This window comes from Kouleothrix sp. 19917, from assembly GCF_057073505.1.
Genome location: NZ_CP097099.1, coordinates 6411937 through 6425666, shown reverse-complemented (window position 1 = coordinate 6425666; position 13730 = coordinate 6411937). Strand labels below are relative to the sequence as shown.

At 59.4% G+C, this 13730-nt stretch carries 13 protein-coding genes and 1 tRNA gene; 8 read left to right on the top strand and 6 right to left on the bottom strand.

Features of this window, described 5'->3' with window-relative positions:
* Window positions 1-63: 63 nt before the first annotated feature.
* On the bottom strand, window positions 64-1278 hold the full coding sequence (locus M1P90_RS26010; RefSeq protein ID WP_483696970.1) for an IS701 family transposase: 1215 nt from the start codon (window positions 1276-1278) through the stop codon (window positions 64-66).
* Window positions 1279-1606: 328 nt separating this feature from the next.
* On the opposite strand from M1P90_RS26010, the gene M1P90_RS26005 reads away from it, so the two are divergent.
* The 8 genes from M1P90_RS26005 (at window position 1607) to M1P90_RS25970 (ending at window position 7651) form a co-directional block, all read left to right on the top strand.
* Window positions 1607-1683, top strand: a tRNA-Val gene (locus tag M1P90_RS26005).
* A 240-nt stretch (window positions 1684-1923) separates the two neighbouring features.
* Window positions 1924-2178: a type II toxin-antitoxin system HicA family toxin gene (locus tag M1P90_RS26000; protein ID WP_483698496.1), complete on the top strand. Its 255-nt coding sequence runs from the start codon at window positions 1924-1926 to the stop codon at window positions 2176-2178.
* Window positions 2175-2741 carry a type II toxin-antitoxin system HicB family antitoxin gene (locus M1P90_RS25995; RefSeq protein WP_483698495.1) on the top strand — a complete coding sequence of 189 codons (567 nt, stop codon included), beginning with the start codon at window positions 2175-2177 and terminating at the stop codon, window positions 2739-2741. The genes M1P90_RS26000 and M1P90_RS25995 overlap by 4 nt, the downstream gene beginning before the upstream one ends.
* Window positions 2731-3195 carry a protein-export chaperone SecB gene (locus M1P90_RS25990; RefSeq protein ID WP_483698493.1) on the top strand — a complete coding sequence of 155 codons (465 nt, stop codon included), beginning with the start codon at window positions 2731-2733 and terminating at the stop codon, window positions 3193-3195. The genes M1P90_RS25995 and M1P90_RS25990 overlap by 11 nt, the downstream gene beginning before the upstream one ends.
* A 44-nt stretch (window positions 3196-3239) precedes the next feature.
* The gene (locus M1P90_RS25985) at window positions 3240-3767 is read left to right on the top strand and encodes a Uma2 family endonuclease (protein WP_483698492.1); all 528 of its coding nucleotides are present in this window, start codon (window positions 3240-3242) and stop codon (window positions 3765-3767) included.
* Window positions 3768-4006: 239 nt separating this feature from the next.
* The gene (locus tag M1P90_RS25980) at window positions 4007-4879 is read left to right on the top strand and encodes a hypothetical protein (protein ID WP_483698491.1); all 873 of its coding nucleotides are present in this window, start codon (window positions 4007-4009) and stop codon (window positions 4877-4879) included.
* Window positions 4880-5243: 364 nt separating this feature from the next.
* Window positions 5244-6359 (top strand): alanine dehydrogenase, encoded by a 1116-nt coding sequence (locus tag M1P90_RS25975; protein WP_483698490.1) that lies wholly within the window; start codon window positions 5244-5246, stop codon window positions 6357-6359.
* Window positions 6356-7651, top strand: a complete 1296-nt coding sequence (locus M1P90_RS25970; RefSeq protein WP_483698489.1) for an acetyl-CoA hydrolase/transferase family protein — start codon at window positions 6356-6358, stop codon at window positions 7649-7651. The genes M1P90_RS25975 and M1P90_RS25970 overlap by 4 nt, the downstream gene beginning before the upstream one ends.
* Window positions 7652-8001: 350 nt before the next feature.
* Here the strand turns inward: M1P90_RS25970 and M1P90_RS25965 are convergent, their stop codons facing one another.
* The 5 genes from M1P90_RS25965 to M1P90_RS25945 all read right to left on the bottom strand — a co-directional run bounded on the left by M1P90_RS25965 (window position 8002) and on the right by M1P90_RS25945 (window position 13726).
* A complete protein-coding gene (locus M1P90_RS25965; protein WP_483698487.1) occupies window positions 8002-8679 on the bottom strand; it encodes a class I SAM-dependent methyltransferase in 678 nt (225 codons plus the stop codon).
* Between the two features lie 270 nt (window positions 8680-8949).
* Window positions 8950-9435, bottom strand: a complete 486-nt coding sequence (locus tag M1P90_RS25960; protein WP_483698486.1) for an acyl-CoA carboxylase biotin carboxyl carrier protein subunit — start codon at window positions 9433-9435, stop codon at window positions 8950-8952.
* A gap of 180 nt (window positions 9436-9615) precedes the next feature.
* The gene (locus M1P90_RS25955) at window positions 9616-11100 is read right to left on the bottom strand and encodes an ATP-binding protein (protein WP_483698485.1); all 1485 of its coding nucleotides are present in this window, start codon (window positions 11098-11100) and stop codon (window positions 9616-9618) included.
* Between the two features lie 81 nt (window positions 11101-11181).
* Window positions 11182-12717 carry an acyl-CoA carboxylase subunit beta gene (locus M1P90_RS25950; protein ID WP_483704689.1) on the bottom strand — a complete coding sequence of 512 codons (1536 nt, stop codon included), beginning with the start codon at window positions 12715-12717 and terminating at the stop codon, window positions 11182-11184.
* A gap of 298 nt (window positions 12718-13015) precedes the next feature.
* Window positions 13016-13726: a 4'-phosphopantetheinyl transferase family protein gene (locus M1P90_RS25945; RefSeq protein ID WP_483698484.1), complete on the bottom strand. Its 711-nt coding sequence runs from the start codon at window positions 13724-13726 to the stop codon at window positions 13016-13018.
* Window positions 13727-13730 lie beyond the last annotated feature (4 nt).

Genomic DNA, 13730 nt, shown 5'->3' with positions numbered 1-13730 from the left:
GTTTGGCTGTGCGCTCAGATGTGCGTGCATTATAGCTAAGGTTTTGCAGAAATAGGCGAAAGCTCAGGGTAAAGCCAAACGGAGCTTGATATCGGACAGAGTCATGCCTTGGTGCGATTGTTCGATGGCCCAAGCAAGCGTTTTGCCCAAGGTCTCGCGAGCGATGGTGCGACAGGACTCGCCAATGGTCATCAGGCGTGTGTGAGCCCATTCGAAGGCACGATCATGCTTCAATTGGCGCATCAGAGCCGTGTACGCCAGGACGACGAGGTGCATGTGCCTGGTCTGGCCCATCCCGTCCCTGAGCTGACACTCGCCCATGCCCAAATGCTGCTTCCCGTCCCGATGAAAGGTCTCCGTCCCTGTCCAGCGCTTTTTGTAGACCTTCAAAATGCGATGAGCTTCCCACTGGGTTCGGTTGCTGATCAGGATCTTGCGTGGCGTCGCAGCTTCTGCTTCTGACCACAACACCAGAATACGCACTGGGTGGTTGACATTGGGCAGACGAACGGACTTGGTGAAGTACCATTGCGTGTGACCGCCGACCGTAAACTTGGTGCGAACAAGCGGCGTGAGCGTTTTGACCCACTCAGTCACGCTGGTCTGCTTCCCGCTGACTACAATCACTCGGTTGGCTTTCAAATCACCGATGTAGCTGCGACCTTTGGCGTGGAGGGTGTTCATAATTGGCGCGTTGGTGAAGTAACTGTCGAAGGTGAAGTCGCCCGGTATGTCCTCAGCGACAACCCAATCGATCAGTTCCTTAGCGAGGTCGGTGTGATTCTTGAACGGGCGCTCGTCGTCGCACTGCTCGCGCTTGCGGAAGCGCCGGAAATCGAGCGGATAATGCTTCCCACTCGGGTTGACGTAGTTGGCAAACAGGTAATCGTGGGCGATCAGGTGGCGTTTGTCGGCATGGTCCCAGAAATAGCCGACATCCTCTATCAGTTTGCCGTCATGATCTATCAAAGTGTTATCGATCGCGATAACGCCGTCGTGACGATAGCGCGTTGCAGCGTCCTGTTGAAGCCATTCGAGCCGGTGCGCGTTGATGCGCTGGACATCCCAGGGCGCTTCAGTCAACCATCGATTGAGAGTGGATTGGTCGGGTGGGGCGGCAAACTCTCGCGTGATACCGCTCACGGTCTTGTGCTCCGCTACAAACAGCCCGGTCAGGTATTCGGCAAAGTGGCGGCGTGAAGGCTCATTTGGAAACAGGTCGGCGAACTGGACCAGCAGTTCCTCGACCACCTGTGGTATCGCGACAATTGCTGGCACCTGTGCCTCCCAACTGGTAGACCAACGCTCGCCTGATCATATGCTCAGAAGCTTGTTGCCGCAAATCTGCAAAAGTCCAGTTATAGCGCAGACCGGCGCGCGCTGCCCGAACGTCTTGGCGTGCATTGCATCCCGCACCCGGCCCGTGAACAGGCGGGCTAGAGATGGCGAAGCCCGCCTGCGCGGGCTTGCGGGCCTTATGAAGGCATACCATTCGTTTTAGTTCTTGGTTCTGATAGCTCTGCGAAATCTGCGTAATCTGTGGATACTATCACGCGCTGCCCGCGAGCTTGACAGGATCTGGCCCCAATGCTACTATTAGCGGCGCGGGCGATTAGCTCAGTTGGCTAGAGCGCAGCGTTGACATCGCTGAGGTCACTGGTTCGAGCCCAGTATCGCCCACCACCCACGCCCCGTGCGAGCAATCGCCGGGGTGTTTTGCTTGCCCTCCACACTCTCTAACACTTAAGGGCTGAGCGTTAGTACTGTACTCTAGAGCCCAGGGCAAGAGCTGAGAATATCCTTCGCTGCGAGATCAGGAGAGCTTATCTTTTGAAAATACTTCAAACACAATATTGAATATGATATCATATTGTGATATCATATTGGACAGGAGGTAGGTTTCTATGGTTCGAGCATGTAGGTATGCGCAGCCGACATAGAATTACATTACAACAAATATTCGAAGATCCTATTCGATCCAATATTCATTGGCAGGATATCGAAGCTTTATTGAACGCCTTGGGTGCTCAAATCTCAGAAGGTAGAGGCTCTCGGGTTCGCGTTGCCCTTAATGGAGTGCGCGCTGTTTTTCATCGTCCCCATCCAGAAAAGGAAACGGATAAGGGAGCTGTGAAATCGATGCGAGACTTTCTTACCGCAGCAGGGGTTGAATTATGATGGAGTATAAAGGCTACGTTGCGCGCATTGAATTTGATAATGAGGCAAGCCTGTTTCATGGTCAAGTTATGAATATGCGCGATGTCATAACTTTTCAAGGTACTACTGTGGAAGAACTTCGCCAAGAATTTGCTGACTCGGTTGATGATTATTTAGAATTCTGTGCAGAGCGAGGTGAGGCGCCCGAAAAGCCTTTTTCTGGCCGATTTCTTATTCGTATTGAACCAAATCTCCATCGTGATATTGCTATAGCAGCTACGCAAAAAGGGCAAAGTATTAATGCTTGGGTCACTGAAAAACTTTCTCAAGCTATTCATTCAGGTACATTTGCCCTACCAACAACCAGATGGCAGAATGAGGTTGTAGCATTGGTGAAAACAATGTCGCAAAATTCTCGTTTTGCGCATAGCGAAGCTCTCATTGAAAGCGGCCTAACCTTGCAGAAAACAGCTTCGTTTCGCCATACAAACGAGGTACTGATTGCTCCCAAAGCTCCGACTTTGCAACTAAATGATTTAAGCTCGCTTCTTGATTTGGGGGAGATTATCGAAGATGCCTGCTAAAAAGCGAAAACAAAATAAAGAAGGACTTGTTCGAATATCTCCTCCGCAATTATGGGCTTTTGAGTTTGTGCGAGAAGATGTAGATAATATTCCAGAACAATGGGTAAATTTACCATTTGCATTTCGCTTGGGTTTGGCCCGCCCAGAGGCAAAACGTCTTGATATTGAGTTGTTGACAGAAATTAAGGAAACCCCTGGCCTTAGAGTCAGCGTTACGTATCGAGCGACTTTTGAAATCGATGCATCTGATACTGGCCCTGAGGCTTTAGAACGAGAATTACGCATAATTGCCGCTAATATAGCTCCTTCAGCCTTGTTTCCATTTATTCGTGAAACAATAGCGACTGCATCAATTAAAGCGGGTTTACCTCCTCTGTTACCACCAATTATAAATTTTCAAAATCTTTTCGATCCTGATACTGTAGAATTACCTTCTCTTCAACAGGATGATTAGTTTCGGTACATAATCATAATGCAGCGACAGCGTTGGAACAGGCAATGTCGGCATCGACGACAACCATTGAAGAGCTGATTGTGCAGACTGCGGCCAGCGGCGCGCCGGTTCGCCTGGAGCACGTGCGCGGCCGTCTCAAGGTCGAGGCATCGCCCGCGAGTCGCCACCAGAAGGCCTCGCGCCGAATTGAGCGCTCGATTGGCCCCATCCCCAGTCGGGGCGATGGCTGTGCCTGCTTTGCGCTCGCCGACACGCTGATTCGCTTCCCCGACCCCGATAGCTCGCTCAAGCGCCCCGACATTGCGATTTTCTGCGAAGAGCCGCCCGATAGCGATGAAGCCCTTGAGGTTTTGCCGCAGGCGGTGATCGAGATTCTGAGCGTGGGCTATGAAGAAAAAGACCTCGGGCCAGATGGCGCGCAGTTCTACCTCGACTGCGGGATCGCGGATGTGCTGATCTGCGACCCGCGAGCCGGGCGGGTGCTGTATTATCAGGCCGGCGAGCTGCGCCCGGTCGAGCTTGCCATGCCCGCGACGGTCGATCTGCGGTGCGGCTGCCGGGTTGTGCTGTAATCTCTGTCTCCAGCAATACAGACTGCCTCTTTGAGCCAGCCTTCTGCGCCAATACTCATAAATTCCCCAAAGCACATTGTGATCTTCGGATAGCGAACTCAGAACGTTTATGCTATACTTTAGCCTAACGGAGATTAGGCTTATTTTGTGAGGATGGGCAAGGGTCTGGTATATTCGTTCACGCAAGTGCGCGTCTGGTATACCATTGCAGCATTCAAATAGTGAAGATGGAGGCTATTATGGCATCAATGAAGGAGGACGCTCTTATCATTCTTCGAACGCTTCACGAGCGCGATACGGGTGTGGATGAGTGGATTGTCTGTCGTGACTTAGTTCAGCTAGCAGGTTTGACTGAGCAAGAATTTAATAAAGCAGATATTTATCTATTAAAGGGAGGATATCTTGATGGTACTATGGGCGGAATTGATGGGCATCGCTCTTTAACAATCACTGGTATTTTATATTTGGAACAAGAACTTGAAAACCGCCAACCACTTTCACTTGATGCCGAACGTATTCTTCGCTATATAGTACAAACGAAATCTTCAAGACCAATGTTTACTCGTGAGCAGATCAAAGAAGAACTGGTTATCAATGATGCGCGATATGATGATGCTTGTGACCAACTCGGAAATCTTGATTTTATTAGAGACATGGTTAGTCAAGGAAAATATGAAATTATTCAAGCCGAACAAGCAGGAAAGATGGCAGTTCAAAACAATTTTCGGCTTCCATACCCTCAGCTTGTTCATACTTCATACCATGCTAACTTTGATCAACGTGGTCAAACAGTAACTTACCAATATAATGCAGCAGGTGACATTAACTTCGGTGCAGTTCAGAATCGCCTGGAGCTTGTACAGGAATTGGAAAAGCTGCGAACTGAACTAACGAAGGCTGGCGAAGCAGAAGTCATCGACGGAGAAATTATTAGCGATGCACGCTATCAAATTGAAAAGGCTGTAAATCAGGCGAAGAAGCCCGATGCTGATAGGAAAACTATTCTTGATCGTCTTAATGAAGCAAAAGCTCTTTTGCAGGGCGTAGGTGCTGCGGCTGGCATGGTTGAGGCCATCATTAAAGCTTCTGAGCTAGCTCAGAAATTCTTCTAAATCCCACTGTTTAATTTTGCACTTAGCATACAACGCACGCCGCTCGGCGTGCGTTGCGGATATTGTAAACATTTGGCCGAAAATGTAAGTAGAATCGGTCATCCTCATAGATACCAGAAGCTTGATATGAATAACTGATACCAAGTCCGGGTAAACACTGTTCCTTTGTCATTCTGAACAGAGCGAAACATGACAATTCCGAAGTGATCATCCGTATTTGGTATGAGGCATTTTGCCCCACACCCCTCCTCCACAGTTCCCAAACAGCAACCCCGCGTAACGACTCATTCCCGCGCCGCGCGCCTGCGCCGTGCTATTCTGCGCTCGAATGTGACTCCGCAGTGTAGCGAGCTGGAGCGGGCTTATGGATATTGCATTACCACGCGCATGCCTCAACGACGAGCAGCGAGTGGCGCTGACGCCAGCCGGCGTCCAGGCGCTCACGCGCGCCGGGCACAGCGTGTATGTCGAGCGCGGCGCGGGCGACGGGGCCGGCTTTGCCGACGCCGAGTTCAGCGCGGCGGGCGCGCAGCTGGTGTGGAGCGCCGAAGAAGCGATTGCCCGCGGCGACCTGCTGGTGACGGTCGATGGCGTGCCCGAGGCGGCCTTTGAGTGGCTGCGGCCGGGCCAGCTGCTATGTGGCTTTCTGGGCCTCGCGCTGATGCACCGCCGCGCGCTGGCCGCCCTGGCCGCCACACACGCCACCACCATCAGCTACGAGCTGATTGGCGAGAATGGCGCGCTGCCGGTGCTGATGCCCATGAGCGAGATCACCGGGCGGCTCTTGCCGCAGCTCGCCGCGCGCCTGCTCGAAACGCCATTCGGCGGGCGCGGCACCCTGCTGGCCCCCACGCCGGGAGTGCCTTCGGCCGAGGTCGTGATCCTGGGCGCGGGCACGGTCGGCGTGAATGCGGCCTACGGCCTGAGCGCCTGGGGTGTGCACACCACCGTGCTCGACCACAGCATGGAGCGGCTGCGCAACTGCGAACGCATTTGTCGCGGCCACGTCACGACGCGGCTCAGCACCGAAAGTGCAATCGAGCATGTGCTGCCCTTCGCGGATGTGCTGATCGGCGCGGTGCAGCAGCCCGGCGACCGCGCGCCCGTTCTGGTGCGCCAGGAACACGTCAGGCTCATGAAGTCGCGCAGCGTGGTGATTGACGTGGCGATCAACCAGGGCGGCTGCGTGGCGACCAGCCGGCCAACCACCCACCGCGAGCCGACCTTCCTGGCCGAAGGCGTGCTGCACTACGCGGTGCCGAACATACCGAGCGCGGTGGCGCGCACTGCCGCGCACGCCTTAAATAACGCTTTGCTTCCGTTTCTGCTACCGATCGCCAACGCCGGCATCGAGCGCGCAATGGCCCAGGAAGGCGCGCTGGCGCGTGCGGTTGGGTTGCTGCGCGGCGAAGCGCACGCGCCCCAGGTACAGGCGCGACTGCGCGGCCCGGCCACGGCAACCCAGCTGGAGATACTATGAACCTCGCTTCTGCCAGGCTGCCCCGCACCATGAGCGCCACGGACGCGCTCGCGCTGGTGCATTCGGGGCAGCGCGTCTATATTGGTGGTGGCTGCGGCGTGCCCAGCACGCTGCTCGATGCGCTGGTCGAGCGCGCGCCCGAGCTGCGCAATGTCGAAATTCTGCACATCCTGACGGCCGGCGACGACCCGACCACCTCGCCTGAGCTGGCCGATTCGTTTCGGCACAATGCCCTGTTTATTGGCGCGAATGTGCGCCGGGCGGTGCGCGAAGGCCGCGCCGACTTCACGCCGATCTTTTTGTCGGAAATTCCGCGCCTGTTTCGCTCGGGCCAATTGCCGCTGGATGTCGCGCTGATCCAGGTCTCGCCACCCGATCAGCACGGCTTCTGCTCGTTTGGCGTCGAAGTGGGCTGCACCCTGCCGGCGGCGCAGCTTGCGCGCACGGTGATTGCCGAGGTCAATGCGCAAATGCCGCGCACGCTCGGTGACAGCTTCATTCACATTTCGCGGATCAGCGCGTGCGTGGAAACCGACCGCCCGCTGGCCGAACTGCCGCAGGGCGAGTCGAACCCGGTGGCCGAGCGCATCGGCCAGCACATTGCTGACCTCATCCCCGACGGCGCGACCCTTCAGCTCGGCATTGGCGCGATTCCCGACGCAGTGCTGCGCTACCTGTCGCACAAGCGCCACCTGGGCATTCACTCCGAGCTGTTTTCCGATGGCGTGGTCGATCTGGTCGAGGCGGGCGTGGTCGATGGCGAGGCCAAAACGCTGCACCGTGGCAAGCTGGTGGCGGGCTTTCTGCTCGGCTCGCGGCGGCTGTTCGACTGGGTGCATAACAACGCCATGGTCGAGCTGCACCCGACCGACTATATCAACGATCCGTTTGTGATCGCGCAGCACCGCCGCATGGTCGCGATCAACTCGGCGCTGCAAGTCGATCTCACCGGGCAGGTGTGCGCCGACAGCATTGGCACGCAGTTTTACAGCGGCGCGGGCGGCCAGGTCGATTTCATTCGCGGCGCGGCGCGCTCGGAAGAGGGTTTGCCGATTATTGCGCTGCCCGCCACCGCGCTGGGCGGCAAGCTCTCGCGCATTGTGCCCACGCTCGACGCGGGCGCGGGCGTGGTGACGAGCCGCTATGACGTGCATTTTGTGATTACGGAATATGGCGTGGCGCGGCTGCACGGGGCCACGCTGGCGCAGCGGGCGCGCGCGCTGATCAACGTCGCGCACCCCGATTTCCGCGAGCAGTTGCTGGCCACCGCGCGCCAGATGAACTACATTTAGGAGGGAAATCCGTAGATTACGCAGATGAATTGAGCCACAGAGCGCACAGAGATCACTGAGGTTTGATACCAAAAACGGATAATTACTTCTTGATTGTCATGCTGAGCCCTTCGGCTTCGCTCAGGGTTACACTCCGCGAAGCATCTCTCATGGCCGTGAATAGGAGATTCTTCACTTTGCTGGCGCTCCGTTCAGAATGATAAAGTGCAAGTGTTTACTCGAATCTGGTACAAGCGCTATACTCGGTGTCCTCTGTGTTCTCTGTGGCTTAGTCGTTTTCTCCAGCGCTAATGACAAAATCTGTGCTATCTGTGTAATCTGTGGATAAATTCACTCACCGCACCCAACGCTCAGCGCGGCGGCGCAAGCTCGTACACCGCGATTGCGCGCGGCTCATCTTCCTCGCCCACGCTCCACTTGCTCAGCGCCACGCCCCAGCCATCGGCGTCGAGGGCTTCCAGCAGCGCCAGGCTCGCCGCCCGGAACGGGTCGGACACGAGCACGCGCCCGCCCGGCGCGAGGTTGCGCTCAAAGATGCGACGCAGGTGCGGGTGCAGTACCTCGCCATACAGCACGTCCGAGCCGATGATCCAGTCGTAGCGCTCGTTGTCGTGCCAGTCGGTCCAATCGGCCAGGCGGTGCGTCACCGCGCCAATGCCATTCAGCGCGGCGTTGCGCTTGCACACGGCCAGCGCCACCCGCTGGCGGTCGGTCTGCACCACGCGCGCGCCCAACGACGCGGCGACAATGCCCGGCAGGCCGGTGCCCGCGCCCAGCTCCAACACGCGGGTGTCGCGCAATTCCTCGGCGCGCGACGCAAGCTCGTGGGCCAGCGCGATTGCGGCGGGCCAGAGCGCCACGCCATACGGCCGCCCTTCGCCAAAGAAGCGCATCTCGTCGGCGTGGGTCAGCATCGCGTCGGTGTGCAGAATCGTCCAGCTGCGGCCGGCCAGGCCAAGCCGGTATTCCTGCAGCGCATAGTCTCCATCGGTGGTGTGGATCGTGTGCAGGTCGTCTGGGTTGGTCATAAGCGAGGCTGTCTCACATTGCAGGCTGTACGCCTATGCCCCGCGAATGCCCGCAGTGGCTGGCCGGCACAGGTCATGGTTCCTGCCCGCCATTATACGCCTTGCCGGAATGGCACAACAAAAGAACAGATCAGGCAGCGCGCGTGATCTGTTCTTTTGAGTGACTATAAATACGCACTACGCACTACAAAGCCAAAATCATAGTGCGTAGTGCGTATTTTTCTTCCCAACACAACCTTGCGACAAAACCGCATCTGCGGAATTTTCCCGCTACCCAATCTCCACCATCACCGTGCCGAGCGTCACGCTCTGCCCCACGGCGACGTTGAGCTGCTCGACAACGCCGCTGCGCGGGGCGCGGATCTCGTTTTCCATCTTCATGGCTTCGAGCACCAGCAAGGGCTGGCCGGCGGAAACTTCGTCGCCGGGGCGCACCAGCACGCGCGCGACCGTGCCGGGGATGGGCGCTTTGACGCGGCCGTCGCCGCTGGCGGGGCGCTGCGCCTGTGCCTCGCGGTCGTGCAGCTCAAGGCGGTGCTGGCCGCGCGTGGTGTGCAGCCAGCGCAGCTGCGGGTCGAGCTCGATTTCATACGAGCGCCCGCCCACCAGCGCCCAGGCCACCGTGCCATCGGCGTGGTAGCCGAATGTGACAGGCAGCGCCTCGCCCGCAATCGTCGCGGTGATGCCGCTGCGCGGATCGACCTGCACGTCCACGTCGAAGGATTCCTCGTCGATGCGAACCTGTATCTTGTTCATCGTGCGTTTCCACATAGGAGCCGGGCAGTGCCAGCTCGTTCAATGATCGGCTAGTACAGCTCGGTCGAAGTTCGGTTCTGATTGCTGAGACGAAAGACGAAGGACGAATGACCACCTTGCGCTTCGTCTTTCGTCATTGGTCTTTCGTCAGAACCAGCGTCGGATTTCCGAAAAGCTCTACTAGCCCGGCAGCGTGCGGCTGGAGCGATGCCAACCCGACTGGAGCTGCGCCGGCTGGGTAGGCTGCGCCGCGCCTGCGCGCATCGCATACACCGCCGCCGCAATCGCGGCCATGTCGCGCAGCTCGGCGGGGCTGCTTGCAGCATCGGGCAGGGCGCGCCGGCTGAACTCGGTGGTGTACGCGCCGCGCTCGAAATCCGCCTCCGCAACAATGCGCTGCAGCATCGGCAGGTTGGTTTGCACGCCGGTGATAAAGGTTTCTTCCAGCGCGCGGCGCACCCGGTTCAGGCAATCCTCGCGGTCGCGCCCCCACGCGATCAGCTTGGCAAACATCGGGTCGTAGGTGAGCGGGATGTCGCAGCCGCTGTAGGCGTAGGTGTCCACGCGCACGTTTGGCCCGCCCGGCTGGCGAAACAGCGCAATGCGGCCCGGGCTGGGCAGGAAGTTATTGTGCGGGTCTTCGGCGCGAATGCGGCACTGCATGGCCCAGCCGCGCAGCAGCACATCGCCCTGACGGATTGTTAGCGGCTCGCCCCAGGCGGTGCGCAGCTGCGAGCGCACAATATCCACGCCCGCCACCATCTCGGTCACCGGGTGCTCAACCTGGATGCGCGGCTTGATTTCGGTGAACAGAAATGCGCCATTGTCATCGACCACAAACTCCACGGTACAGGCGCTGCGGCAGTCAAACAGGCGCGCGATCCGCAGCGCCAGGCCGCACAGCTCGGCGCGCTGCTCGTTGTTCAGGTAGGGCGCGGGCGACTCGGTGACGATCTTCTGGTTGTTGCGCTGGATCGAGCTGTCGCGCTCGCCCAGGTGGATGAGGTTGCCCTGCCCGTCGCCCAGCAGCTGCACCTCGACATAGCGCGAAGGCAGCACGGCCCGCTCGAGGTACACGCGCGCATCGTGGAATACCGCGACCGAGCCGGCCAGCGCCTGCGCCAGCGCGGCTTCGAGCTGCCCCGGGCCGCGCACCAGGCGTGTGCCGCGCCCGCGCCCGCCCCGGCACGATTTGATCACCAGCGGGTAGCCAAGCTGCGCGGCGGCGGCGCGCAGCGCCTCCAGCTCATCGGCATGAAAGGCGCGCTCGGAGTGGGCCGGCGTTGCAAAGCCAGCCGCCGCCGCGCGCGCAAGCGTGGCGATTTTGTCGCGCAGCAGCTCGACCACGTCGGCGGGCGGGCCAACGAACGCGATTCCCGCAGCGTCGCATGCGCGGATAAAGGCTGGGTCTTCGGCCAGAAAGCCATAGCCGGGATGAATTGCCTCGGCGCTGGCCGCCCGCGCAATTGCGATAAAGGCGTCGCCGCTGGTTTCGCCCAGCGCGCCCGGCAGCGGCACGCACTCGTCGGCCAGGCGCACATGCAGCGAGCCGACGTCGGTGGCGTCGTACACTGCCACCGAGGTGATGCCCAGGTCGCGGCAGGTTCGCGCAATGCGCACGGCGATTTCGCCCCGATTGGCAATAAGGATTTTCTTAAACATCATCTTCTCCGAATTTACGATTGACGATTTTGGATTTACGATTTGAGGCTCAGCAATCGTAAATCGTCAATCTGAAATCGTAAATCACATGGGCGAAATTCCGTGCTTCTTGGGGACGTGGCGATCGCGTTTGGACAGCGTCAGCTCCAGGGCGCGGATGAGCATGCGCCGGCTGTCGCGTGGCTCGATCACGTCGTCGATCAGCCCACGCGAGGCGGCGACATATGGGTTATTGAAGCGATCTTCGTAGCTTTCAACCAGCTCCTTGCGGCGCGCGGCCGGGTCGGCGGCGGCTTTCACTTCGCCCTGGAACAGAATGTTGACCGCGCCTTCCGCGCCCATCACGGCGATTTCGGCATTCGGCCAGGCGTAGAGCAGGTCGCCGCGCAAGCCCTTGCTGCTCATCACGCAGTACGCGCCGCCGTAGCTCTTGCGCAGGATCAGCATCAGCTTGGGCACGGTTGCCTCGCTGTACGCGTAGATCATGCGCGCGCCGTTGCGGATGATGCCGCCATACTCCTGGTTGGTTCCCGGCAGAAAGCCCGGCACGTCCTGCAGCGTGATGATCGGGATGTTGTAGGCGTCGCAGACGCGAATGAAGTGCGTGGCCTTGATGCTGGCCTTGATGTCGATTGTGCCGGCCAGCACCATCGGCTGGTTGGCGACAATGCCGACCACCCAGCCGTTCAGGCGCGCAAAACCGACGACCATGTTCTCGGCCCAGAGCGCGTGCACCTCGAAAAAGCGCCCGTCGTCCACCACGCTGCCAATCACCTGGCGCACGTCGTAGGGCTTGTGCGAGTCGGTCGGCACCAGCGTTTCCAGCTCGGGGCAGCGCCGCTCGGGGTCGTCGGTGGGCGGGATGTAGGGCGGGTCGTCCTGGTTGTTGCCGGGCAGGTAGCCAAGCAGCTCGCGCACCATCGCCAGGCACTGCGCGTCGTCTTTGGCGAGGAAGTGGCTGACGCCGCTTTCCTGGCTGTGCACCAGGCCGCCGCCCAACGTTTCCTGGCTCACATCTTCCTGCATTACGGCTTTGACGACGTTCGGGCCGGTGATGAACATATAGCTGTTTTCGGTCATGAACACAAAGTCGGTGAGGGCGGGCGAGTAGACTGCGCCGCCCGCGCATGGCCCAAGGATGACCGAGATTTGCGGCACCACGCCCGACGCCTCGCAGTTCGCGTCGAAGATGCGCGCATAGCCGCCCAGGCTGTCCACGCCTTCCTGAATGCGCGCGCCGCCCGAGTCGTTCAGGGCGATGAATGGGCAGCCATATTGCAGCGCCATGCGCATGGCCTTGACGATTTTGTTGGCGTGCATTTCGCCCAGCGAGCCGCCCATCACGGCGGCATCCTGCGCGGCGGCAAACACGCGCCGCCCGTTCACCAAGCCAAAGCCAGTGACCACGCCATCGCCAAAGCGCGATTGCTTGCCGCCCATATAGGTTTCGTAGCGCGGCGTCACCAGCGTGTCGATCTCGGTAAAGCTGCCCGGGTCGAACAAGAGGTCGATGCGCTCGCGCGCGGTCAGGCGGCCTTTCTTATGCTGCGAATCGCGGTCGCGCTCCGAGCCGGCGGCAATTGCGCGGCGCTCGCGCAGCTTGCGAACGTAGTCTTCCATTTCCATACAATTTCTCCAGTAGTCAGAAGTCAGGAGTCAGCAGACGGCAGACGGCAGTAGGCAATAGGCAGTAGGCACGAGATGGGGCGACAGTCGGCAGTAGGCAGTGGGCAGTAGGCAGCAGCCAGCGAGTTTCGAACACGCAACCTGTAACCTGCAAACTTGTAACTCAAAAAACTCCGTGCCTCTGTGTCTCTGTGGTAAATTCCCATCGCCCGTCGTCGCGCAACCTGCAACCTTCCAACATGCAAACCTGTAACTCAAAACTCCGTGTCTCCGTAGTTCAGTTTTCTCACCGTCAGCCCGCCAAAACCACCACCGTCAGCACGTATTCGCCGACGGCGCGCCACCAGCCGGTGAAGCCCGCGCCAGCCGCCTGCAAGGTGCTTGTGACGCCCAGCGCGCCCCAGCCCCAGCTTGGGCCGCAGCCATCGGCGGGCGCGCACGAGACACTGCGGGTGTCAACTGTTAACCCAAGATGCAGTGCTTTGAGCGCGGCTTCTTTTGCGCTCCAGAGCAGGGTGGTGAGCGTGTCGCGCTGGCTGGGCGGGGCGGCATGCAGCTGGGCCAGCTCGGCGGCGGTGAAGTAATCCTGGGCGAACTCGAGCGCGCGCGATTCGACCCGCTCGATGTCGACGCCCAGCGTGCCGGGGCCGGCGTGCAGGCCGCAAAATGCCTGGCCGTTGCTGTGGCTGATCGACACATGGAGCGGGCCAAGCGCAGTTACGCCCACATCGGTTTGACTGTCTACAATCACACGCGGCGCGCCGGTGGGGTCGCTGGCGATGGTGAAGGCGCTGAACGGCAGCAGCACGCCGGCGCGGCGGGCCACCCGCTCCTGCAGCAGGCGCTTGGCCGTCCAGCGGCCCAGCAGCCAGTCGCGCCGGCGCTTGGCGACGGTCATGGTCGCGAGGCGCGCCTGCTCGGCGGGGCTGAGCAAGCCTTCTGGCGCGATGCCCTGCGCAATCGCCGGGTGCGCCGCGCTCGATTGTAGCAACCAGTCGATCATGGCG

Bases quoted from the DNA above. Each gene is read 5' to 3' on its own strand.
- M1P90_RS26000 (WP_483698496.1), top strand. From the start codon at position 1,924: ATGCGCAGCCGACATAGAATTACATTACAACAAATATTCGAAGATCCT.
- M1P90_RS25995 (WP_483698495.1), top strand. From the start codon at position 2,175: ATGATGGAGTATAAAGGCTACGTTGCGCGCATTGAATTTGATAATGAG.
- M1P90_RS25990 (WP_483698493.1), top strand. From the start codon at position 2,731: ATGCCTGCTAAAAAGCGAAAACAAAATAAAGAAGGACTTGTTCGAATA.
- M1P90_RS25985 (WP_483698492.1), top strand. From the start codon at position 3,240: ATGTCGGCATCGACGACAACCATTGAAGAGCTGATTGTGCAGACTGCG.
- M1P90_RS25980 (WP_483698491.1), top strand. From the start codon at position 4,007: ATGGCATCAATGAAGGAGGACGCTCTTATCATTCTTCGAACGCTTCAC.
- M1P90_RS25975 (WP_483698490.1), top strand. From the start codon at position 5,244: ATGGATATTGCATTACCACGCGCATGCCTCAACGACGAGCAGCGAGTG.
- M1P90_RS25970 (WP_483698489.1), top strand. From the start codon at position 6,356: ATGAACCTCGCTTCTGCCAGGCTGCCCCGCACCATGAGCGCCACGGAC.
- M1P90_RS25965 (WP_483698487.1), bottom strand. From the start codon at position 8,679: ATGACCAACCCAGACGACCTGCACACGATCCACACCACCGATGGAGAC.
- M1P90_RS25960 (WP_483698486.1), bottom strand. From the start codon at position 9,435: ATGAACAAGATACAGGTTCGCATCGACGAGGAATCCTTCGACGTGGAC.
- M1P90_RS25955 (WP_483698485.1), bottom strand. From the start codon at position 11,100: ATGATGTTTAAGAAAATCCTTATTGCCAATCGGGGCGAAATCGCCGTG.
- M1P90_RS25950 (WP_483704689.1), bottom strand. From the start codon at position 12,717: ATGGAAGACTACGTTCGCAAGCTGCGCGAGCGCCGCGCAATTGCCGCC.
- M1P90_RS25945 (WP_483698484.1), bottom strand. From the start codon at position 13,726: ATGATCGACTGGTTGCTACAATCGAGCGCGGCGCACCCGGCGATTGCG.